20 protein-coding genes are annotated in these 21,900 nt (G+C 71.2%); all 20 read right to left on the reverse strand.

The genetic code is table 11. The features are described from left to right. Positions 1-303 precede the first annotated feature (303 nt). Positions 304-1,227, reverse strand: coding sequence for an RluA family pseudouridine synthase (locus ACIPEP_RS15915; protein WP_070418659.1), 924 nt, complete (start codon positions 1,225-1,227; stop codon positions 304-306). Beyond that, entirely contained in the window at positions 1,224-1,886 is a 663-nt protein-coding gene (gene lspA / locus ACIPEP_RS15920) for a signal peptidase II (RefSeq protein ID WP_254789629.1), read from the reverse strand. Before lspA ends, ACIPEP_RS15915 begins: the two co-directional genes overlap by 4 nt. Before the next feature lie 2 nt (positions 1,887-1,888). Next, on the reverse strand, positions 1,889-2,572 hold the full coding sequence (locus ACIPEP_RS15925) for a DivIVA domain-containing protein (RefSeq protein ID WP_070418658.1): 684 nt from the start codon (positions 2,570-2,572) through the stop codon (positions 1,889-1,891). Between the two features lie 178 nt (positions 2,573-2,750). Beyond that, entirely contained in the window at positions 2,751-3,053 is a 303-nt protein-coding gene (locus ACIPEP_RS15930) for a YggT family protein (RefSeq protein WP_083295315.1), read from the reverse strand. 71 nt (positions 3,054-3,124) lie between these two features. Further along, the gene (locus tag ACIPEP_RS15935; RefSeq protein ID WP_070418656.1) at positions 3,125-3,691 is read right to left on the reverse strand and encodes a cell division protein SepF; all 567 of its coding nucleotides are present in this window, start codon (positions 3,689-3,691) and stop codon (positions 3,125-3,127) included. A gap of 44 nt (positions 3,692-3,735) precedes the next feature. After that, the gene (locus tag ACIPEP_RS15940) at positions 3,736-4,458 is read right to left on the reverse strand and encodes a YggS family pyridoxal phosphate-dependent enzyme (protein WP_083403219.1); all 723 of its coding nucleotides are present in this window, start codon (positions 4,456-4,458) and stop codon (positions 3,736-3,738) included. A 6-nt stretch (positions 4,459-4,464) separates the two neighbouring features. Beyond that, positions 4,465-5,634 carry a cell division protein FtsZ gene (gene ftsZ, locus ACIPEP_RS15945; protein ID WP_070418655.1) on the reverse strand — a complete coding sequence of 390 codons (1,170 nt, stop codon included), beginning with the start codon at positions 5,632-5,634 and terminating at the stop codon, positions 4,465-4,467. Positions 5,635-5,784: 150 nt separating this feature from the next. Then, a complete protein-coding gene (locus tag ACIPEP_RS15950) occupies positions 5,785-7,032 on the reverse strand; it encodes an FtsQ-type POTRA domain-containing protein (RefSeq protein ID WP_402717806.1) in 1,248 nt (415 codons plus the stop codon). Further along, complete coding sequence (gene murC / locus ACIPEP_RS15955; RefSeq protein WP_402717807.1) at positions 7,029-8,450, reverse strand: UDP-N-acetylmuramate--L-alanine ligase; 1,422 nt, start codon at positions 8,448-8,450, stop codon at positions 7,029-7,031. Before murC ends, ACIPEP_RS15950 begins: the two co-directional genes overlap by 4 nt. Beyond that, on the reverse strand, positions 8,447-9,568 hold the full coding sequence (murG, locus tag ACIPEP_RS15960; RefSeq protein ID WP_402717808.1) for an undecaprenyldiphospho-muramoylpentapeptide beta-N-acetylglucosaminyltransferase: 1,122 nt from the start codon (positions 9,566-9,568) through the stop codon (positions 8,447-8,449). The genes murC and murG overlap by 4 nt, the downstream gene beginning before the upstream one ends. Beyond that, the gene (ftsW, locus tag ACIPEP_RS15965; RefSeq protein ID WP_070418652.1) at positions 9,565-10,839 is read right to left on the reverse strand and encodes a putative lipid II flippase FtsW; all 1,275 of its coding nucleotides are present in this window, start codon (positions 10,837-10,839) and stop codon (positions 9,565-9,567) included. Before ftsW ends, murG begins: the two co-directional genes overlap by 4 nt. Beyond that, positions 10,808-12,334 (reverse strand): UDP-N-acetylmuramoyl-L-alanine--D-glutamate ligase, encoded by a 1,527-nt coding sequence (gene murD, locus ACIPEP_RS15970; protein WP_402717809.1) that lies wholly within the window; start codon positions 12,332-12,334, stop codon positions 10,808-10,810. The genes ftsW and murD overlap by 32 nt, the downstream gene beginning before the upstream one ends. A 4-nt stretch (positions 12,335-12,338) precedes the next feature. Then, positions 12,339-13,442, reverse strand: coding sequence for a phospho-N-acetylmuramoyl-pentapeptide-transferase (gene mraY, locus ACIPEP_RS15975; protein ID WP_071294947.1), 1,104 nt, complete (start codon positions 13,440-13,442; stop codon positions 12,339-12,341). Next, entirely contained in the window at positions 13,439-14,944 is a 1,506-nt protein-coding gene (gene murF, locus ACIPEP_RS15980; RefSeq protein WP_092387638.1) for a UDP-N-acetylmuramoyl-tripeptide--D-alanyl-D-alanine ligase, read from the reverse strand. Before murF ends, mraY begins: the two co-directional genes overlap by 4 nt. Then, positions 14,941-16,578: a Mur ligase family protein gene (locus ACIPEP_RS15985; protein WP_071294968.1), complete on the reverse strand. Its 1,638-nt coding sequence runs from the start codon at positions 16,576-16,578 to the stop codon at positions 14,941-14,943. The genes murF and ACIPEP_RS15985 overlap by 4 nt, the downstream gene beginning before the upstream one ends. A 14-nt stretch (positions 16,579-16,592) precedes the next feature. Beyond that, positions 16,593-18,362 (reverse strand): penicillin-binding protein 2, encoded by a 1,770-nt coding sequence (locus ACIPEP_RS15990; RefSeq protein ID WP_083295312.1) that lies wholly within the window; start codon positions 18,360-18,362, stop codon positions 16,593-16,595. A gap of 57 nt (positions 18,363-18,419) precedes the next feature. Then, positions 18,420-19,073: a hypothetical protein gene (locus ACIPEP_RS15995; protein ID WP_070418648.1), complete on the reverse strand. Its 654-nt coding sequence runs from the start codon at positions 19,071-19,073 to the stop codon at positions 18,420-18,422. Between the two features lies 1 nt (position 19,074). Beyond that, positions 19,075-20,040, reverse strand: coding sequence for a 16S rRNA (cytosine(1402)-N(4))-methyltransferase RsmH (rsmH, locus tag ACIPEP_RS16000; RefSeq protein ID WP_402717810.1), 966 nt, complete (start codon positions 20,038-20,040; stop codon positions 19,075-19,077). 106 nt (positions 20,041-20,146) lie between these two features. Next, the gene (gene mraZ, locus ACIPEP_RS16005) at positions 20,147-20,578 is read right to left on the reverse strand and encodes a division/cell wall cluster transcriptional repressor MraZ (RefSeq protein ID WP_022906684.1); all 432 of its coding nucleotides are present in this window, start codon (positions 20,576-20,578) and stop codon (positions 20,147-20,149) included. Positions 20,579-21,424: 846 nt separating this feature from the next. Further along, complete coding sequence (locus ACIPEP_RS16010; protein ID WP_070418646.1) at positions 21,425-21,820, reverse strand: DUF3040 domain-containing protein; 396 nt, start codon at positions 21,818-21,820, stop codon at positions 21,425-21,427. Positions 21,821-21,900 lie beyond the last annotated feature (80 nt).

The following is a 21,900-nucleotide window of genomic DNA, read 5'->3' on the forward strand; positions in this document are numbered from 1 at the left end:
TCGGCGGGCTTGGCCGGGCGCGTCGAGGCGGACGGGAGGCGCGGTGCGGGCCCGACCCGCGCCTCCCGTCCGTCAGGGCGTCGCGGCGCCGAGGGCGCGCAACACACCGCGCGCGTGCCGCCGGAAGCGCACGAAGTGTCGCTCCGCAGCGCCGAGTGCGGCACTTCGTGCGACCTCGGCCGGCCGCGCCCGCCGCGCGCGCGGCGCCGAGCGGGCGGGATCGGCCGCCTGGGCGCGCCGAGCGGGACGGAACGTGCCCGCTCGCGGGCCAGGCGCGGGCCCGGCGCGCGCCCGGCGCGCGGCCTACGCGGCGCGGATGCGGTCCAGCGCCCGCTGCAGGTCGTCGGGGTACTCCGCCGAGTACGACACCCACGACCCCGTACGGGGGTGCTCGAACCCGAGCCGGACGGCGTCGAGCCACTGCCGCGTGAGCCCGAGCTCCTCGGCGAGCACCGGGTCGGCCCCGTACATCGTGTCGCCCACGAGCGGGTGCCGGGTCGCCGCCATGTGCACCCGGATCTGGTGCGTCCGACCGGTCTCGAGGTGCACCTCGAGCAGGGTCGCGGAGCGGAACGCCTCGAGGGTCTCGTAGTGCGTCACGCTCGGCTTGCCGTCGGCCGTGACCGCGAACTTCCAGTCGCTCGAGGGGTGCCGGCCGATGGGCGCGTCGATCGTGCCGGAGGTCGGGTCCGGGTGGCCCTGCGCGAGCGCGTGGTAGACCTTCTCGACCGTGCGCTCCTTGAACGCGCGCTTGAGGTGCGTGTACGCCAGCTCGGTCTTGGCCACGACCATCAGCCCCGAGGTGCCGACATCCAGCCGGTGCACGATGCCCGCGCGTTCGGCGGCGCCGGAGGTGGCGATCGTGAAGCCGGCGGCGGCGAGGCCACCGGGGACCGTGGGGCCGTCCCAGCCGGGCGAGGGGTGTGCGGCGACGCCGATCGGCTTGTCCACCACGACGATGTCGTCGTCGTCGTGCACGACCGTCATGCCGGGGACCTCGACCGGGATGATCCGGGGGGCTTCCTTCGGCGTCCACTCGACCTGCAGCCAGGAGTCGGCGTGCAACCGGTCGGACTTGTCCACCGTGACCCCGTCGACGGTCACGCCGCCGGCCGAGACGACCTCGGCAGCGAAGGAACGGCTGAACCCGAGGAGCTTCGCGATGGCGGCGTCGACGCGCTCACCGGCGAGCCCGTCCGGGACCGGCAGGGAACGGCTCTCGGTCACGTCGCGTCGTGCCCGAGGGTGTCCCGCCCGTCACGCGGCGCGCGCGGGTCCTCGACCAGGGGCCGGGAGGCGCGGTGCTCGTCCGCCTCGGAGGCGTCCGACTGCGCACGCGCCGCGTCCACCGCGCGCTGCTGCTTCGCGGAGAGCGCGCGGGTGCCGTCGAGGTTCACCCCGAGGATCACCAGCAGGACGAAGACCACCATGCTGATGCAGATGAACGAGTCGGCGATGTTGTAGATGGCGGGCATCATCCACGGGGTCGAGATGAAGTCCACCACGTGGCCGCGACCGAAGCCGGGCTCGCGGAAGAGCCGGTCGAGCAGGTTGCCGAGCGCCCCGCCGAGCAGCATGCCGAGCACGAGTGCCCACCACATCGAACGGATCCGCCGGGCGAACACGATGATCGCGACCACGACGGCGGTCGAGACGATCGAGAACACCCACGTCATGTTCACCGCGAACGAGAACGCGGCGCCGGGGTTCCGGACGTAGAGCAGCTGCAGGGCGTTCCCGAGGACCGGGACGACGGTGCCGTACGGCAGGTTGGCGACGACGAGCGCCTTCACGCCCTGGTCGAGCGCCACCACGACGACAGCGGCGAAGGCCAGTGCCGCGATCGCGCGGACACTGACCTTCGCTCGTGATGCTGGTCGCGACAACGTCAGTTGCCGAAGCCCTGCGCCGATGCCGGCGCCGGGGTGAGCCCGGACTGCTCGGTGCCCGAGCCGTCCAGCTCGTTGAGCTGACCCTGGATGTAGCTCTTGAGCTGTGCACGGTAGTCACGCTCGAACGTGCGGAGCTCGTCGATCTTGCCCTCGAGCTGGCGCTGCTCCTGCTCGAGCACCGCGACACGCTGACGGTTCGTGTTCTCGGTGTCGGCGATGATCTGGCGCTGCTTGGCCTCGGCCTCGGAGACGAGGCGGGCGGCCTGCGCGGTGCCCTCGGCGATGAGCGCGTCGCGCTTCTCGACGCCTTCGCGGACGTGCTCCTCGTGGAGACGACGTGCGAGCGTCAGGAGGTTCGTGGTGCCCTCGGTGTCCTCGTCGGCCGGGACCGTGGTGGCCGGCGCGGCGGCGGCGACCGGAGCGGGCTCCGGCGCGGCTGCCACGGGGGCGGGCTCCGGCTCGGGCTCGGGGGTCGGAGCGGACTGCTCGGCCTCGGCCGGCTTCGGCGCGGACTCGGCCGTCTGCAGGCGCTGGCGGAGCTCGTCGTTCTCGGCCGTCAGGCGACGGAGCTCGACGACGACCTCGTCGAGGAAGTCGTCGACCTCGTCCTGGTCGTAGCCCTCGCGGAACTTCGTCGGCTGGAACCGCTTGTTGACTACGTCTTCCGGCGTCAAAGCCATTGCCGTCACCTCAATAGAACTGCTGAACGTGTGGAACCGTCTCGGTGCGACCGAATCTACCAGTCGCGCCGAACGGTGCGGATGCCACGCCGGGGCGAGCATCGGATCCCGACCACCGTACACCGATGGTGGCCGTGAACCGTGACCACGCACTGGGCGTGGCGCGTGTCGTGTCCTCTTAGTTGGCGAACACGGGGATGAGCAGGGCGATCACGAACCGGATGATGATCGCCAGGAGGAGCACGATCGTCCAGCCGAAGTCGAGCGCCACGGGGCCCATGCGCATCGGCGGGAGGACCCGGCGGACCGCCCGGATCGGCGGGTCCGTCACGGTGTACACCACGTCGGCGACGACGAGGAGTGCTCCGCGCGGCCGCCAGGACCGGTTGAACTGCTGGACGATGTCGAGGACGAACCGCCCCCACAGCACGAGGATGTACAGCAGGAGGAGGTAGTACAGGATCGTGAGGATCGCGGTCACGATGGGGCTCGCTCAGCTCGGGTGCGGACCGTCATGCGACGAGCCGCACGGGGCGGGTGGGCCTGAGGGACTCAGGACTGGGCGAAGAAGGACGCCTCGATGTCGGACTCTACCTCAGGCGCCTCACCGCTCACCGCGACGTGCGCCGGCGACAGCAGGAACACCTTGTTGGTGACGCGCTCGATCTTGCCGTAGAGGCCGAGCGACAGCCCGGAGGCGAAGTCGATCATGCGGCGGGCGTCGGCCTCGGTCATCTGCGAGAGGTTGATGATGACGGGGATGCCGTCGCGGAAGCTCTCGGCGATGGACTGGGCGTCCTTGTACTCGCGGGGGTGGACGGTGAGGATCTCGTTCATTTCCTGGACCGGTGCTGCCTTCTGTGCGGACGTGTGCGAGCGGCGGAGCGGGGTGACCTGGGCGCCGCGCTGGTGGGTGTGCGCCTTGGGCTCGGCGGCGACGGGCGCCACCGGTGCCGCGGCGGGCGCGGGGGTCTCGTCGGCGACCGGAGCGGGCGCGGGGGCAGGGGCCGGAGCGGACTGCTGCCGCGCGGGCTGCTGCTGCGGCTGCTCGTCCTCGTACTCGAGTTCCTCGTCGGCGAGGCCCAGGTAGACCATCGTCTTCTTCAGCGGGTTGGCCATGGTTCCTCCGGAGGTCGGTGCTCGTGGATGCCCTTGCAACGAGGCTAGGGCGCGACCGGCCGATTTCCCGTGATTGCGGTCCCGATCCGCAGGTGTGTCGCGCCCTCGAGCACGGCGTCGGCGTAGTCACCGCTCATCCCGGCCGAGATGTCCGTCGCGGCGGGGGCGAGGGACACCACGCGCTCGGAGACCCCACGGAGCCGGGCGAAGGCCGCGCGCGGCTCCTCGTCGAGCGGTGCGACGGCCATCACCCCACGGAGCCGGATCGTGCCCGTCGCGAGCACCCGCGACACCATGGCCTCGACGGCGTCGGGTCGGACGCCACCGCGGTCCGGGTCGTCGGTCAGGTTGACCTGCACGAACCCGTCGATCACCGGCGGCTCGGGCTCTGCCTCGGTCGGCGCGAACGCGTCCACCACGGACTCGCGGTCGAGCGACTGCACGACGTGCGCGTAGCGGCGGACCTGCCGGGCCTTCTTCGACTGCAGCTGTCCGACGAAGTGCCAGGTCAGCGGGAGGTCGGCGAGCTCGGCGGCCTTCGCCTGCGCCTCCTGGTGCCGGTTCTCCCCCACGTCGGTGACGCCGAGCGCGGCGAGGTCGCGGACGAGCGACGCCGGGTGGAACTTCGTGACGACGACGAGCGTGAGTTCGTCGGCCGAGCGCCCTGCGGCGCGCGCCGCGTCGGAGATGCCGCTCCTGACGGACGCGAGACGCGCCTCCAGTCCGTCGTCTGCTGACGGGGACGGGAGGCGCGGGTCGTCGGACAACGCTCGTTACTTCAGGAAGTCGGGGACGTCGAGCTCGTCGTCATCGTCGTCGAACGCCGGGTCGGCGGCACGCTGCGCGGGCGCCTCGTGCTCCTGCGACGCCCACGACGGGGCGGACGAGGACGAGTCCTCGATCGCGCCGGTCGCACCGGCGGACGCCACGGGGACGGTCGCGCCGGCCTCGGGGTCGACCCAGCTGGAGCGGCGCTCCTTCTGCTGCGAGGTGGGCTCGCCGCCGTCGAAGCCCGCGGCGATGACGGTCACGCGGACCTCGTCGCCGAGCGTGTCGTCGATGACGGCACCGAAGATGATGTTCGCCTCGGGGTGGACTGCCTCTTGTACGAGACGGGCCGCGTCGTTGATCTCGAAGATGCCGAGGTTCGAACCGCCCTGGATCGAGAGCAGCACGCCGTGCGCACCGTCGATCGAGGCCTCGAGCAGCGGGCTCGCGACGGCCAGTTCGGCGGCCTTGATCGCCCGGTCGGCACCGCGCGAGGAACCGATGCCCATGAGCGCGGAACCCGCACCCTGCATGACGGACTTCACGTCGGCGAAGTCGAGGTTGATCAGGCCGGGCGTGGTGATGAGGTCAGTGATGCCCTGGACGCCGGCGAGGAGCACCTGGTCGGCCGTGGCGAACGCCTCGACCATCGAGATGCCGCGGTCGCTGATCTCGAGCAGGCGGTCGTTCGGCACGACGATGAGCGTGTCGACCTCGTCCTTGAGGCCGGCGACACCGTTCTCGGCCTGCGACTGACGACGCTTGCCCTCGAAGCTGAACGGCTTCGTGACGACGCCGATGGTGAGCGCGCCGATCGACTTCGCGATGCGGGCGACCACGGGCGCACCACCCGTGCCGGTCCCACCACCCTCACCGGCGGTGACGAAGACCATGTCGGCACCGGCGAGGGCCTCTTCGATCTCCTCCGCGTGGTCCTCGGCGGCACGACGGCCGACCTCGGGGTCCGCTCCGGCGCCGAGGCCGCGGGTGATCTCGCGGCCCACGTCGAGCTTGACGTCGGCGTCGCTCAGGAGCAGCGCCTGCGCGTCGGTGTTGATCGCGATGAACTCCACCCCGCGGAGGCCGAGCTCGATCATCCGGTTGACGGCGTTCACGCCGCCGCCGCCGACCCCGACGACCTTGATGACGGCGAGGTAGTTGTGGTTCGTGGTCACGTCAGTCAGGCCTCCGGTCGAACCCTCAACCTCTACTTGAAGTTCAGGGGCATTGCTGGTAGATGTGGTGCTGGCTTCGACGCTACGGGTGCGCTCCGGGCACTGTCGCCCCGCCACGCCGCGTGTCGCGCGATTCCGCGACGACTTCCGCTACTTCTTCGCGCGGATGATGCCGTTGTCCGGAGCGCTGACGTCGTACTCGACGACGACGCCGGGGTTCCGCGCCGCGTGGTCCTTCACGAGGGCCGCGAGCAGGGCCGCCTTCGCGTCCGACTGCTCCGGGTTCCCCCAGACGACGCTCGAGCCGTCCTTGAGGGTGAGCGTGACATCGTCGGCGGTCGAGCCCTTCACGCTCGTCACCTGCTGACGCACGGTCGACGGGAGCGCGAGCACCACCTCGGTCATCGTGCGGAACTCCGACGAGCCGAGCTTGGCGTTGCCGATGTCGGCGACGGGCATGTTCGCGGGCTGCTTCGGTGACGACTGCACGACGATGCCGGCCGGGTCGACCAGGTCGAAGGACTTCCCCGACCGCACCGCGACGACCGGGGTGCGCTCGGTCACGGTGACCACGAGGGTGTGCGGCGGGGCTTCCTCCGTCACGTAGCTCTCGATGAGCGGGAAGCCGGCGATGTCCTTCTTGATGGCGTCGAAGTCGAGCCGGGCGAGCGGGGTGCCGATCTGGTCGGAGAGCGCCTGGCGGAGCTGGGTCTCGTCGACGCGGTTCGTCCCCTTGACCTCGATGGTCTGGAGCGCCATCAACGGCGAGAACACCGCGACGAGGATCGAGATCCCGAAGACGAGGACGATGCTCGCGGCGGTGATCCAGGCGGCGCGGCGGTGCCGGCTGCGACGGGTGAAGCGGCGGACCTCGGCGCGCTCGAGGAGGCGACGACGGCGCTTGGCCACCCGGGCCTCCCGGGCGGTCTCGGCAGCGCGGACGCCGGCGCCGATCGGGCGCTCGTGGCCGTCCTCGTCCGGGCCGTGCAGGTCGGTCAGGTGGGCGAGCCGCTCGGCGTCGCGGCGCTCGGTCTCCTGCCGCTCCCGGGCGAGGCGCTCGGCCTCGGGGTCGTGGTGGTCCTCGTCGGGCGTGTACTCGCGCAGTCGGCCGGCGACGGACGACAGTCCTGCGCCGAGGCGGCGGCCGGCGGCGCCGGCGAGGGCACCGGCGCGGTCGCGCGCCGACCCGTTCGACGGGTCGGCGGCGGTGGGGTCTGCCGTCTCGACGACCGGTTCCTCGGTGGCGGGCTCGAGCCGCGCCTCCTGGACCTCCGGCTCGGGCTCGCGGGACGGACGCCGCGGGATCAGCGGGGCACGACGCTGCCGGGGCGCGCCCGCGCCGTCGGCAGGTGCGTCCGGACGGGCCGGCCGCTCGTCGAACCCCTCGGGACGCTTCACCGGGACAGCGCCCCGTCGTCGTGGAGGGCGCTGAGCACCTGCGGGATGATCCGGTACACATCGCCGCAGCTCAGGGTCATGATGATGTCGCCGTCGCGCGCGACCGCGGCCGCACGCGCCGAGGCCTCGTCCCAGTCGGGCAGGAACTCGACGCGGGACTGGTCGGCGAAGCGCTCCTGCACGAGGGCGCCGGTGACGCCGGGCTCCGGGTCCTCGCGGGCGCCGTAGACGTCGAGGACGACGGTGTGGTCGGCGAGCTCCTCGTAGACCTTGGCGAAGTCACCGGCCATCAGGCGCGTTCGCGAGTACAGGTGCGGCTGGTGGATCGCGATGATCCGGCCGTCGCCCACGACGTTCCGTGCGGCCTTGAGCGCCGCCGCCACCTCGGTCGGGTGGTGCGCGTAGTCGTCGTAGACCGAGACGCCGCGCTCGACGCCGTGCAGCTCGAAGCGTCGCTGAGTTCCGCCGAAGGCCTCGATGCCACGGATCGCGTCCTCGGCGGCGACGCCGAGTCCGGTCAGGACGGCGAAGGCGCCGACGGCGTTGATCGCGTTGTGGCGGCCGGGGACCCGGAGCGTCAGGTGGTGCGCCTCGCCCGCGGCGCGGAAGTCGACCTCGACCCCGGCGGACTCGGTGATCCCCTCGATCCGGACGTCGGCGTCGACGGCCTCGCCGAAGGTGACGATCTCGGGCGCGTCCTCGCGGGCGCGGATCCCGGCCGTGACCGCCTTCGCGCCGGCGTCGTCGCTCGAGATCACGACGCGCTCGCTCGCCTTCGCGGCGAACTCGACGAAGGCCTCGGTGAAGGCCTCCTCGCTGCCGTAGTGGTCGAGGTGGTCGGCGTCGACGTTCGTGATGAGCGCGACCGCGACGTCGTAGAGCAGGAACGAGCCGTCGGACTCGTCGGCCTCGACGACGAACAGGTCGCTCGAGCCGGGCGCCGAGCTCGTGCCGAGGGACTGGATGACCCCACCGTTGACGAAGCTCGGGTCCAGCCCGAGCTCGACGAGCGCGGTGACGATCATGCCGGTCGAGGTGGTCTTGCCGTGCGCGCCGGCGACCGCGACGAGGCGGTGCTCGGCGATGAGGGCGGCGAGGGCCTGAGACCGGTGCAGGACCGGCAGGCCGCGGCGCTGGGCCTCGAGGAGTTCCGGGTTGTCCGGCCAGAGCGCGCTCGTGACGACGATGGTGTCCGCGTCGCCGACGTTCGCGGCGTCGTGGCCGATGTGCACCTCGGCGCCGAGGTCGCGCATGGTGCCCGTGGTGGCGGTCTCGCGGGAGTCGCTGCCGGTCACGCGGTGGCCGGCGGTGAGGAAGAGTCGGGCGATGCCGCTCATGCCGGAGCCGCCGATGCCGACGAAGTGGACCGTGCCGAGGTCGTCGGGGATCGGCTGCGTCAGGTCCGGCTTGATGGTCATCGTTCCTCCGTGGTGCTGTCGTTCGCGTCGCGCGTCGCATCGGTCGCGCGCTTCGCGGCGTCGAGGACGAGGTCCGTCATGCGGTCGGCGCCGTCGCGGTGTCCGACGCTGCCGGCACGGACGGTCATGTCGGCGATGCGGGCCCGGTCCTGCAGGGTGTTCAGCAGCTGGAACGTCACCCAGTCCTCGTCGAATTCCGCGTCGGCCACGAGGACCGCTCCCCCGGCGTCGACGACGTCCTTCGCGTTGTGCCGCTGCTCGCCGTTGCCGACAGGGTACGGCACGAGGACGCTCGGCAGCCCGACGGCGGTCAGCTCGCAGACCATGCCGGCGCCGGCGCGCGAGACCACGAAGTCGCTCGCGGCGTACGCCAGGTCCATCCGGTCGCAGTAGGGCAGCACGTGGTAGCCGTCGAGGTCGCTCGGGCCGATGTCGGACTTCCCGCCGACGACGTGCAGGACCTGCCAGCCGGCACCGACGATCGTCGCGGCGCTCCGGTTGACGGTGCGGTTGATGCTCCGCGCGCCGGAGGATCCGCCCGTGACGAGCAGGACCGGTCGGGCGGGGTCGAGGCCGAACTCGGCGAGCCCCTCGGCGCGGCTCGCGCGACGGTCGAGCGACTCGATCTCGCGCCGGAGCGGCATGCCGACGACCCGGCCGTGACGGAGACGGGTGTTCGAGAAGGTCACGCCCACGTGTTCGGTGAGGAACGCTGCCAGGCGGTTCGCCAGGCCGGGCTTGGCGTTCTGCTCGTGCACGACGATCGGGGTGCCGGTACGGCGTGCGGCGATGTACGCCGGTGCGGCCGCGTAGCCCCCGACACCGAGGACGACGTCGACCTCGCGCTCGCGGATGATCTGCTCGACCCGACGGACGGCGCCGAGGAACCCGCCGGGGAAGCGGAGGGCGGCGGCGTTCGGCTTGCGCGGGAACGGCAGGCGCGGGATCGTCAGCAGCTCGTAGCCGCGCATCGGGACGAGCCGGGACTCGAGGCCCTCGGCGGTGCCGAGGACGAGGACCTCGGCGTCGGGCTCGCGCTCGGTCAGCCGGTCGGCGACCGCGAGCAGCGGGTTCACGTGGCCGGCGGTGCCGCCGCCCGCGAAGAGGTACGTGTTCACCGGAGGGTTCCGTTCGTGGTGGTGCGGCCGACGCTGTTCCTGCCCGGGAGGTCGCTCTTGCCCGGGAGGTCGCGCGCGAAGGACAGGACGACGCCGATGGCGACGAGGGTCATGATCAGCGCGGAGCCACCGGCCGAGATGAGTGGGAGGGGGACGCCGAGGACCGGCAGGAGGCCGAGGACCACGGCGATGTTGACGAGCGCCTGGCCGATGATCCACGCGAGCACGCCACCGGTGACGGTCTTCACGAAGGGGTCGTTCGACTGGCGGATGATCTTGATCATGCCGACCGCGAGGACCACGAACAGGGCGAGCACGACGACGGCCCCGACGAGCCCGAGCTCCTCGCCGATGATCGCGAAGATGTAGTCGTTGTCAGCCTCGGGGAGCCACGACCACTTCGCCTTGGAGTTGCCGAGACCCACCCCGAAGACGCCGCCGGAGGCCAGCGCCCACATGCCGTGGGTCGGCTGCCAGCAGAGGTCCTGGTACTGGCTCGTGTCGGTGCAGCCGGAGAGCCAGGCGCTGATGCGGTGCGACCGGGAACTCGACGCCATCGTGACGAACGGCAGCAGCACGGCGAGGCCGAGCACCCCGACGAGCAGGTGCTTCGCCCGGGCGCCGCCGACGTACAGCGCGCCGAACACCAGGATGAGCATGATCATCGCGGTGCCCTGGTCGCCGCCGACGAGGACGAGGCCGATCGACCCGAGCGACGCGATGCCGATCGGGATGAAGACCTCTTTCCAGTCGTCGAGCTTCTCCCGCTTGACGTACATGATCGCGCCGATGCCCAGCACGAGCGCGAGCTTGAGGATCTCGGACGGCTGCGCGGTGAACGACCCGAGGCGGATCCAGTTCCGGTTGCCCTGGATCGAGTAGCCGAGCGGGGTCAGGACGACGAGCGCCTGCACGACGAGACCGACGCCGACGATCCACATCGCCCACTTCCGCCAGAACCGTGCGGGCAGGCGGGAGGCGATGAGCATGAGCGGGACGCCGAGCACGGCGTAGAGGCCCTGGCGGGAGGCCGCGCCGAAGAAGTCGTGCGTCGCGGCGTACTGCTCCACGCTCGACGAGGACAGCACCATGACGACGCCGAAGACGACGAGGAAGAGCGTGACGCCCAGGATCGTGTAGAAGGTGCTCGACTCGGCGACGAAGACGTTCTTGACGGCGACGACCGCCCCGTTGTGGCGGCGTGCGGGCGCGTGCGGTCGGCCGGGGGCCGCTCCGCCGCTACGGCCGCTCGGGAGATCCGTCGTCGCCATCGGCGTTTCCTCCCAGGTGCTCGTGGACCGCCGCCGCGAATCGACGCCCCCGGTCCGCGTAGGAGCCGAACTGGTCGAACGACGCCGCAGCCGGGGCGAGGAGGACCGTGTCGCCCGGCCTCGCGACCGATGCGGCATGCCGGACCGCCTCGGGCATGACCTGATCAGTGTCCGCTGCCTCGACCTGCAGCACCGGCACCCCGGGCGCGTGTCGCGCGAATGCCTCGAGTACAGGGCCGCGATCGGTCCCGATCACCACGACGCCGCGCACGTCCGGCCCGAAGCGCTCGACGAGTCCGTCGATGTCGACGCCCTTGAACAGGCCACCGACGATCCAGACCACCTTGTCGAACGCCGCGAGCGACGCCGTGGCTGCGTGCGGGTTCGTCGCCTTGGAGTCGTCCACCCAGGTGACGCCCTCGGCGGAGGCCACCAGCTCGGTGCGGTGGTGGTCGGCGCGGAAGCCCTGCACGGCGGTGCGGATCGCGCTCGGCTGCACGGAGGCCGCACGGGCGAGTGCAGCCGCGGCGAGGACGTTCATCGTCATGTGCGGGCTGGCGAGCCCGGCGGCCTCGAGGTCGGCGACGGTCGCGAGCTCGAGCGCGCTGTTCCGTCGGTCGTCGGTGAAGGCCCGGTCGCAGAGGACGTCCTCGACCACCCCGACGTCACCGGGCGCGGGGATCCCCGGGCCGAAGCCCACGGCACGGCACCCCTCGACGACGTCGGCGTCCTCGACCATGTGCCGCGTGACGTCGTCCGTGGTGTTGTACACGCAGGCGAGGACCGTGCGCTCGTAGACCTTGGCCTTCGCGGCCCGGTAGGCCTCGGCGGAGCCGTGCCACTCGAGGTGGTCGTCCGCGATGTTCAGGCAGGCGCTGGCGAGGGGCACCACGGCACCGTCGCCGGTCGTCGGCATGTAGTGCAGCTGGTGGCTGGAGAGTTCGACGACGAGGACGTCGTAGCCGTCCGGGTCGCGCACGACGTCGAGGACGGGCACGCCGATGTTGCCGCACGCCACCGCGCGGAGCCCACCGGCCTCGAACATCGCGGTCGCGAGCTGCGTCGTGGTGGTCTTGCCGTTCGTGCCCGTGATGGTCACCCAGGGCGCCGCGATGGGGCCGCGCACGACCTTGTCACGGACACGCCAGGCGAGCTCGATGTCTCCCCACACGACGCTGTTCGCCACGGCCCACTGCACGGTCGCGTTGTGCGGCGGCAGGCCCGGCGACACGATCACGACGTCCGGCGCCTGGGTCTCGAGGGCGGCGGGCACCGAGTCGAGGGGCACCTGCACGAACTGCGCACCGATCACGTCGAGCAGCTCCACACTGTCCGACGGGGCGTCGGTCGAGTAGACCGTCACCGCGCTGCAGAGCTCGACGAGGGTGTCGGCGACCGAGAACCCGGTGGCGCCGAGACCGAGCACGGCGACGCTCAGCCCCTTCCAGCCCTCGGCGTACCAGCTGTCCAGGGACTCCAGGCGGGACGAGGACACGGCGTCAACCAACTCGTGCGATCCATTCGAGGTAGAAGAGTCCGACACCCGCGGCGACGCAGAGTCCCGCGATGATCCAGAACCGGACGACGACGGTCACCTCGGCCCACCCCTTCAACTCGAAGTGGTGGTGCAGCGGACTCATCCGGAAGATGCGCTTGCCGTGCGTGATCTTGAAGTACGCCCGCTGCAGGATGACCGAACCGGTGACGATGAAGAACAGGCCACCGATGAGGATGAGCAGGAGCTCCGTGCGGCTGAGGATCGCGAGGCCGGCCAGTGCGCCGCCGAGCCCGAGCGACCCGGTGTCGCCGAGGAAGATCTGCGCCGGCGACGTGTTGTACCAGAGGAAGCCGATCAGGCCGCCGCAGACCGCTGCCGCCACGACCGCGAGGTCCAGCGGGTTGGTCACGGTGTAGCAGGCGTGCTCGGTGCTGGCGTCGAGCCGGGCACCGCCGCAGATCTGGTTCGACTGCCAGAAGCCGATGATCACGTACGAGCCGATGGCCAGGATGCTCGAGCCGGTCGCGAGACCGTCGAGCCCGTCCGCCACGTTCACGCCGTTCGACGTCGAGACCGTCAGCAGGACGATCCACGCCAGGAACAGCACGGTGCCGATCACGGTGCCGAGCGCCATGAAGTCGAGCCACGGGATGTCCCGGATGGCCGACACCATCGTCGACGCCGGCGGCTTGCCGTTGCCGGACGGGACGACGAGCGCCACGGTCGCGAAGATGACGCCGACGATGACCTGCCCGAGGACCTTCGCCCAGCCGCCGAGCCCGAGACTGCGCTGACGACGGACCTTGAGGAAGTCGTCGATGAACCCGACGAACCCGAGGCCGACCATGAGGAACAGCACGAGCAGGCCGGACAGCGTGACCGAGTCTCGGCCGACCAGGTGTCCGACGAAGTAGCCGAGCACCGCGCCGATGATGAGGACGATGCCGCCCATCGTCGCCGTGCCGCGCTTCGTGTGGTGCGACTGCGGGCCGTCGTCGCGGATGAACTGTCCCCAGCCGAGGCGGTGGAACAGTTTGATGAACAGCGGCGTGAGCAGCAGTGTGAACACCAGCGACACGGCGCCGGCGATCAGGAGGGCGATCATTCGGTGACACCTCCGAGGCGGTCGCCGAGGAATCGCAGTTCGGCGGACTTCGAGGACTTGACGAGGACGACGTCGCCGGGGCGGAGCATGTCCTGCAGTGAGTGGACGGCGTCGTCGACGTCCTCGATGAACACGGACTCGCCGTCCCACGATCCCTCGAGGGTGGCGGCCTGGTGGATGGGCATCGCGCCGCGGCCGACGACCACGAGCTGTCCGATGCCGAGACGGACGACGAGCCGACCGATGCGGTCGTGCTCCTCCGTCGAGAACTCGCCGAGCTCGGCCATCTCGCCGAGCACGGCGACGGTCCGCTCCCCCGGGCGCACGATCTGCGCCAGGGTCCGCAGCGCCGCTGCGGTCGAGTCGGGCGACGCGTTGTAGGCGTCGTTGATCACGGTGACGCCGTCGGGGCCGCCGGGGAGGAGCTCCATGCGCCAGCGCTCGGCGCGCGTCATCGACGCGAGCGCGGCTGCGCCGGCGGCGAGCGGGACGCCCCACAGGTGGGCGACCGTGAGCGCGGCGGACGCGTTCATGGCGTGGTGCTCACCCAGGATCGCGAGCTGCACGTCGACGTGATCCGTGCCTCCTGGCCGTCCGTCCGCAGACGGGTCGCCTTCCTGGCGGACGGGAGGCGCGGTGAGCGTGAAACGGGTGCCGTTGCGGTCCGTCTCGATGCCGGTGATGCGGTAGTCGGCGTCGTCGGACGTGCCGAAGCCGACGACGTGGGCGGCCGTCAGGTCGCGCATCGACGCGACACGGTCGTCGTCGACGTTGAGGAGCGCGGTCGCGCTCCCGGGCAGGTCGGTGACCATCTCGGACTTGGCGCGCTGGGTCGCCTCGATCCCGCCGAACTCGCCGGCGTGCGCGAGGCCGACCTTGAGGACGACGCCGACGTCCGGCTCGGCGATCGCGACGAGCTTGGCGATGTGGCCGATGCCGCTCGCGCCCATCTCGACGACCAGGTACCGGGTGTCCTCGGTGATGCGGAGCATCGAGATCGGCGCACCGACGTGGTTGTTGAACGACCCCTGGGGCGCGACGGTCTCGCCGTGCTGCTCGAGGATCGTGCGGAGCATGTTCTTCGTGCTCGTCTTGCCGTTCGAGCCGGTGATCCCGACGACCTTGAGCGGCGCCGGGCGTCCGTCGGCGTCGACGCGGTCGGCGGTCGCCATCCGGACGCGCGTGACGACCTCGTGCGCGAGCGCGGCGAGGGCGTCGTAGCCGTCCGCCACGACGATCTGCGGTGCCGTGGTCTCGACGCGCTCGGGCGTGATGACGAGCGCGGCGCCGGCCTCGGTCGCCGCGGGGACGAAGCGTCGCCCGTCGGTGACCTCGCCCGGGAGTGCGAAGAACACGCTGCCCGGCGTCACGAGGCGGGAGTCGGTCTCGACGGTGCCGTCGACGACCAGGTCGCCCTGGTCGGCGACGTCGGTCGCCTGGGCACCCGGGATCAGCTCGCCGTCGACCGCTGTCGCGATCTCGGCGAGGGTCATGGCGATCATCGGAGTTCCTCGGTGGGGCCGGAGTTCGGTTCCCAACCGGCCTCGCGGAGGGCCTGGCGGGCTTCGTCGCGTGCCGAGTACGGCGTGCGGACGCCCTGGATGTCGCGGTAGTCCTGGTGGCCGGGGCCGGCCCAGAGGATCGAGTCCCCCTCGCCGACGAGGCCCACCGCGGTGCGGATCGCGGCCTCGGGCGGGCTGACCTCGTGGAGCTCGTGCTCGGGGAACGCCTCGCGCGCGGCGTCGACGAGGGTCTTCCGGATCGATGCGGCGTCCTCGAAGCGCGGGTGGTGGTCGGTGACGACGAGGATGTCGCTCCCCGCAGCCGCCACGCGCGCCATGTCGCCGCGCTTGGTCTTGTCGCGGTCGCCGTCGGCGCCGAAGAGCATGAGGACCTTGCCGGGGGTGAACTGCCGGACGGCCGCGAGGGTGTTCTCGAAGGCGTCGGCGCTGTGGCCGAAGTCGACGTAGACGCTCGGGCCGCGGTCGCCCGACACGCGCTCGGTCCGGCCGGGCAGGTAGCACTCGATGGCGCTCGTCCGCTCGCCGCGCTGCTCGCGCTCGTCCTCGTCCGGGTAGCGGCGGTGGTTCGTCTCGAGCGCGTGCGCGATGGCACCGAGCTCGAACCCACCCTCGACCAGCATCACGATCGCGAGCGCGGCGTTCGCGGCCATGTGCCAGCCGATCAGGGGCACACGGGTGGTGAGCGCACGGCCCTCGGGACCGGTCAGGCGGAACTCCGTGTAGGCGGCGTGCGCCTCGACGATGTCGACGTGCCACTCGGCCTCGACGTCGGGGTGGACCGTGATGGTCGTGACCGGGATCCGGGAGTCCTGCACCACGCGGTGGCCCCAGTCCGTGTCCAGCGAGACGACACCGCGACGGGCGTGTTCGGGCTGGAACAGCGGGAGCTTCGCCTGGTAGTACTCCTCCATGTCGGCGTAGTCGTCGAGGTGGTCGTGCGACAGGTTCGTGAACGCCGCGACGTCGAAGACGATGCCGTCGACGCGGTGGCGGCTGAGGGCCTGGGCGCTCACCTCGACGGCGACCGCGCGCACCTCGCTCTCGCGCATCCGGGCGAGCAGGGCGTGCATCTCGCTCGCCTCGGGCGTGGTGAGGCGGCTCGTGACACTGAGCGCGCCGATGTGCCGCTCGGCGGTGGAGCTGAGGCCCGTGACGAGGCCGAGCTGCTTGAGGATCCCCTCGAGGATGTAGGACGTGCTCGTCTTGCCGTTCGTGCCGGTGACGGCGAACAGCTGCGGCAGGTCGGTGGCCTCGTCCGGGTGGGTGCGGTACACCCACGCCGACACGTCGCCGAGGGCCGCACGGGGGTCGTCGACGACGAGCACCGGCAGACCGGCCGCCTGGGCGTGCTCCACGCCGGCGTCGTCGGTCAGGACCGCGACCGCGCCGCGCTCGGCGGCCTCGGCGGAGAACTCCGCGCCGTGCCGGTTCGCACCGTGCACGCCGACGAAGAGGTCACCCGGCTGCACCTCGGCGGCGCTCAAGGTGACGCCGGTCGTCTCGACGGCGTCGACCGAGCCGACGACTCGCAGACCGAACGCGTTCGCGAGTTCGGCCACGGCCCTCGGGGTCGGGTGTTCGGGTCGGAGGACCGGGGGGATCCGTGCGGACAAGTGCTCCTTCTTCCTCACCACGTGGTCGGGTAGGTCTTCGCCGGCGTCGTGGAGGGGGCTACTCGGTACTTCTCGAGCACCTGGGACATGAGAGTTCGGAACGCCGGAGCCGCTCCGCTGGACCACTTGTTGGCCTGCGGCTTCGTGAACGTCACCGTGACAACATACTGGGGGTCCTCGGCGGGTGCCATTCCGGCCACCGAGGTGATGCGCTGGCCGCCGTAGCCCTTCGACCCCTCGGCGACCTCGGCGGTACCGGTCTTCGCGGCGATGTTGTAGCCGGAGATCGGCTTCATCCCCACGAGGGTGCCGCCGGTGACCACGCTCTGCAGCATGTCCGTGACCTGCGTCGCGGCGTTCGCGGACACGACGCGCGTCGGCTGCACGTCGGGCGCGTCGATCGTCTTGCCGTCGGCGGTCTCGCAGCCCTTGACGAGGTGCAGCGGGATCCGGACGCCGTCGTTCGCGAGGGTCTGGAAGATGCTCGCGACCTGGATCGCGGTCGTCGAGATGCCCTGGCCGAACATCGAGTTGATGTTCGTCTGCTGGTCCCAGTTCGGGCTCGTGCCGTAGTCCATCGACGGCTGGCCCGGGTAGTCGATCGCCGACTCCGGCTCGAACAGCCCGAACTTCTGCATGTAGTCGTACCGCTGCTGGGCGGTCAGTCGCTCGCCGAGCTCGGTGATGCCGACGTTCGAGGAGTTCTGCAGGATGCCCGTGAGCGTGAGGTTCTCGGTGTCGTGGAACTCGGAGTCGTGGATCGACCCGCCCCACGGGAACGAGCGCGTGTACGGCACGACGGCCTGGTCGGTCGGACTCGACTTGCCCTGGTCGATGAGGGCCGCGGCGATGGCGGCCTTGATCGTTGACCCGGGCTCGTACGTGGCCGTGAGGGCCCGGGAGCCGAACGCACCCTTGTCGGTCGTGCCGTCGACGTTGTTCGGGTCGACCGTCGGGTAGTCCGCGACGGCCAGGAGTTCGCCGGTCTTCACGCTCGTGACGGTCGCCGTCGCCGACTCGGCCTGCAGGGACTTCGCGGCGGACGCGATCGTCTGCTCGGCCATGTACTGCAGGTCGCTGTCGATCGTGGTCTCGACGGTCCCGCCGTCCTTGGCTTCCTTCGTGGTCACGGTGCTGCCCGGGAGCTGGACACCGTCGGACCCGCGCTCGTACGTCTCGGAGCCGTTCGACCCGGCCAGGCACTTGTCGTAGGCGTACTCGAGGCCGGCCTGAGCGCCGTCGGTGCCCATGAAGCCGGTGATGTTGCCGGCCGTCGCACCCGTCGGGTACACCCGTGACGCCTGCTGCTCCTTGTAGATCCAGGGGATGTCGAGCGCGGTCACCGCCTCGTAGTGCTTCACGTCGAGGCCCTTGACGAGGTAGGCGAAGTCGGACCGCGGGTTGGCCGCGATGTTCTTCTGCATGGTGGCGACGTCACCGCCGGACGCCTTCGCCAGTGCCGTCAGTGCCTGGTCAACCGAGACGTCCTTCACCCGCGTGCCGCCGAGCTTGCCCTCGAACTTCTTGACCAGGCGTGGCGCGGTCGTGATGTTGTACCGGGTGACGCTGTCGGCGAGCTCGGTCCCGTTGCGGTCCACGATCGATCCTCGGGTGCCGTAGATCGTGACGGGGATGCTCCGCTTCTCCTTCGACAGCTCGTTGAGCGCGGCGGCCTGGACCACCTGGATGTCGACGAGGCGGATCACGAAGACCGCCACGAGGGCGATCACGGCGATCATCACGACGCTGTAGCGGAGTCGTCGGCTGCGGATCGTCTTCGTCACGCGGTGCGGTCCTTCCCGGGGTGGAGCGGTCGTGCGGCAGGGCCCCCGGCCCGCAGGTCACCGGGTGGACGGGGCCTGGAGCTGGTTCGGGTCGGACTCTACGTCGGCCGTCGAGGAAGCCCCGGCCGACGCGCTGGCGCCTGCGGTCTTCCCAGCGTCCGCCGCGGCGGCGTCGCTGCCCGCCGTGGGCCCGCTCTCCTTGCTGGTGGAGGTGTCGCCCTGCTTCGCGGCGAGCGGCACCTCGTCCAGCAGCGAGTTCGGGACCTGGTTCGAGGTCGCCGCCGTGGCCTGGTCCGCGACCGCCGGGGTCGGCGTGCCGTACACCCGGCCGGTCTTCGGGTCGAGGTACACCGGCGTCGAGTTCGCGATCATGCCGAGTGCCTGCGCGTTGCGGGCCAGGTTCTGCGGCGAGTCGAGGACCCGCAGCTCCTCGGACAGCGACTGCTGCGTGCGGGAGAGGTTCGTCTGCTCCGCGCTGAGGGAGTTCAGCGTGTACGCGCCCTGGCTGAGCACCATGCTGATGCCGAGCTGCGCGAGGAGCAGGATGCCGAGGGCGGCCACCGCCACCACGGCGTACGCGATGCGCGGGCGGGCACGGCGCTGGGCCTTCGTCGGGGTGACCTCGACGAGCTCCGGCCGGTTCTGCCGCGTCGGACGCGGGGCGCGGGACGGGACGACGGCGGGGTCGACGAGTGCGAGGTTCGTGCTCATGTCACTTCCGGATCCGCTCGGCCGCGCGCAGGCGCACGGGGGTTGCTCGTGGGTTGGCGGCGCGTTCGGCTTCGTCGGCCAGCTCGGCGCCCTTGACGACCAGTTCGTACGTCGGCCGGTGCTCGGGCAGTTCGACCGGCAGGCCAGCGGGTGCGCTCGACTTCGTCCGTGCGGTCAGCGCCCGCTTGACGATGCGGTCCTCGAGCGACTGGTATGACTCGACGACGATGCGGCCACCGACCGCGATGGCGTCGAGCGCTGCCGGGATCGCCCGTTCGAGCACGCTCAGTTCGGCGTTCACCTCGATGCGCAGCGCCTGGAACACGCGCTTCGCGGGGTGGCCCTGGCGCTGGATGGCCACCGGGGTCGCGTCGTGCAGGACCTGCACGAGGTCACCGGACATCTCGAACGGGGCGGTCGCCCGTCGCTCGACGATCGCCCGGGCGTAGCGTCCGGCGAGCTTCTCCTCGCCGTAGCGCTGGAAGATCCGGCGCAGCTCGCCCTCGTCGTAGGTGGCGAGGACGTCGGCGGCGGTCTGCCCCTCGGTCCGGTCCATCCGCATGTCGAGCGGCGCGTCCTGGCTGTACGCGAAGCCGCGCTCGGCCCGGTCGAGCTGCAGGGAGCTGACGCCGAGGTCGAACAGGACGCCGTCGACCTCGTCGAAGCCCTCGCCCTCGATCGCGTCGACGATGCCGTCGTAGACCGTGTGCACCAGGCGGACGCGGTCACCGAAGCGGGCGAGCCGCTCCTCCGCGATGCCGAGCGCGTCGGTGTCGCGGTCGAGGCCGATGAGCGTCAGCTCAGGGAAGCGCTCGAGCAGCCCCTCGGAGTGGCCGCCCATGCCGAGCGTCGCGTCGACCACGACCTTGCCCGGCCCCTCGAGGGTGGGCGTGAAGAGGTCGACGATGCGCTCGAGCATCACCGGGGTGTGGGGGAAGCGCTGTGCGCCCGTCTCGTTCTCGGCCATGTGCAGCCCCTCGTCCTCCGGGCCGCGGGTCCGGATCCCCATCCATGCGACCTGACACCGGGGAAGGGGTGTCAGGGATGCACGGCTGGGAGTCCCGATCCACGGATCAGAAGATCCCCGGGATCACCTCCTCGTCGTTGTCGGCGAAGCCCTCTTCGACTTCTGCGTAGTAGGCCTCCCACGCGGGGGTCGACCAGATCTCGGCACGGTCACCGGAGCCGATGACCGTCAGGTCCCGCTCGAGCCCCGCGTACTCGCGGAGGTTCTGCGGGATGGTGACGCGGTTCTGCTTGTCGGGCTGTTCCGCGCTCGCTCCGGAGAGGAACAGGCGCATGTAGTCCCGGGTGCGCTTCGAGGTCATCGGTGCGGTGCGGATGCGCTCGTGCAGTTGCTCGAACGTGTCCGCGCTGAAGACGACGACGCAGCGCTCCTGGCCGCGGGTCATCACGAGGCCCCCGGACAGTTCGTCCCGGAACTTGGCGGGGAGGATCACGCGACCCTTCTCGTCGAGCTTCGGGGCATGGGTACCGAGCAGCACGTCGGGCCTCCCCTCCGCTCCACCGGACCGTTGTATCCCCCACTTTACTCCACTCCCCTCCCCATGGCGCGGAAATCATTCCCGAAATCGCCGTCGTGCCCTGTTTTGGGGTCGATGGAGGCTCAGTTCTGGTGCGCTCGAGCGCAGAGAGGCCCGAATCCGCGGGGATCGAGGACCCGGTGGAGGGATGTGGAGCGCGTGGAGGGAAGTGGAGGACTTCCACAGCTCCGGGGCGCGCTCGCGCGGCGCGGCGGCGGCTCCCGCGGCCCGTGCCGCTCGTGCCGCTCGCCCTCGCGGCTCGTGCCGGTCGCCGAGCGGGCGGAATCGGTCGCTCGGCGGCGCCGAGCGGGACGTTTCGCGCCCGCTCGGCGACTGGCCGGCGGCGTGTTGCGCCCGTTCAGCGGGCACCTGCGGGACGGGAGGCGCGGTGCGGCGCCGACCCGCGCCTCCCGTCCGATGGCACGCGCGGTCTCCCGCGAGCGGGCACGATCTGCCGCGCGCGGACCACCGAGCGGGCACGATCGGCCGCCGCGCGGGCTCGAGCGGGACGTATTTCGCCCGGTCGCCGAGCGGTCACGACCCGCCGCGCGCGGACCCCCGAGCGGGCGGGATCGGCCGCCGCGCAGCCTCGAGCGGGACCCATTTCGCCCATTCGCCGAGCGGGCACAGTCGGCCGCCGCGCCGGCTCGAGCGGGACCGATTTCGCCCGGTCGCCGAACGGGTCGCGGCGTGTTCCGCACAGTCGGCGCGGCGCCTGCCCGCCCCGGCGCACCCCCACCCGCCGCCGGACGCACGAAACGGGGCCGGCCCCGAAGGACCGACCCCGTGGAGGAGTGTGGAGGGCCGCTAGCCCTGGTTGTCGTTCCGCTTGTCCCAGCGGTCGTTCATCCGGTCCATGAAGGACCCGCCGCCGCCCTGACTCGGCCGCGAGGCTCCGCCCGTCGACGGCTTGCCGGCCCGAGGCGCCTTCGCCTTGGGGGCTCGCATGCCGGGACGCAGCGCGAAGAGGACTCCGGCCAGCATCACGACGAAGCCGAGGATCCCGATGAGCGGCTGGCGCATGACCAACCCGACGATGACGATGGCGACGCCGGCGAGTGCTCCAAGCACCCCGAGCGTGATCGACGTGTACGTCGGACGACCCTGGCGACGCGTGACACGCGCGACGAAGTCGGAGTCATTCTGGTAGAGGCTGCGCTCCATCTCTTCGAGGAGGCGCTGCTCTTGCTCCGAGAGTGGCATCTTTGTTCCCTCTGTTCCTGGGATCGACGCGTGGTTGAGGTGGACCGAGTCTACGACTCGACCGCTCCACTAGGGTAGGG

Origin of the sequence: Curtobacterium sp. NPDC087082, assembly GCF_044745045.1 — a bacterium.
Classification (GTDB): domain Bacteria; phylum Actinomycetota; class Actinomycetes; order Actinomycetales; family Microbacteriaceae; genus Curtobacterium.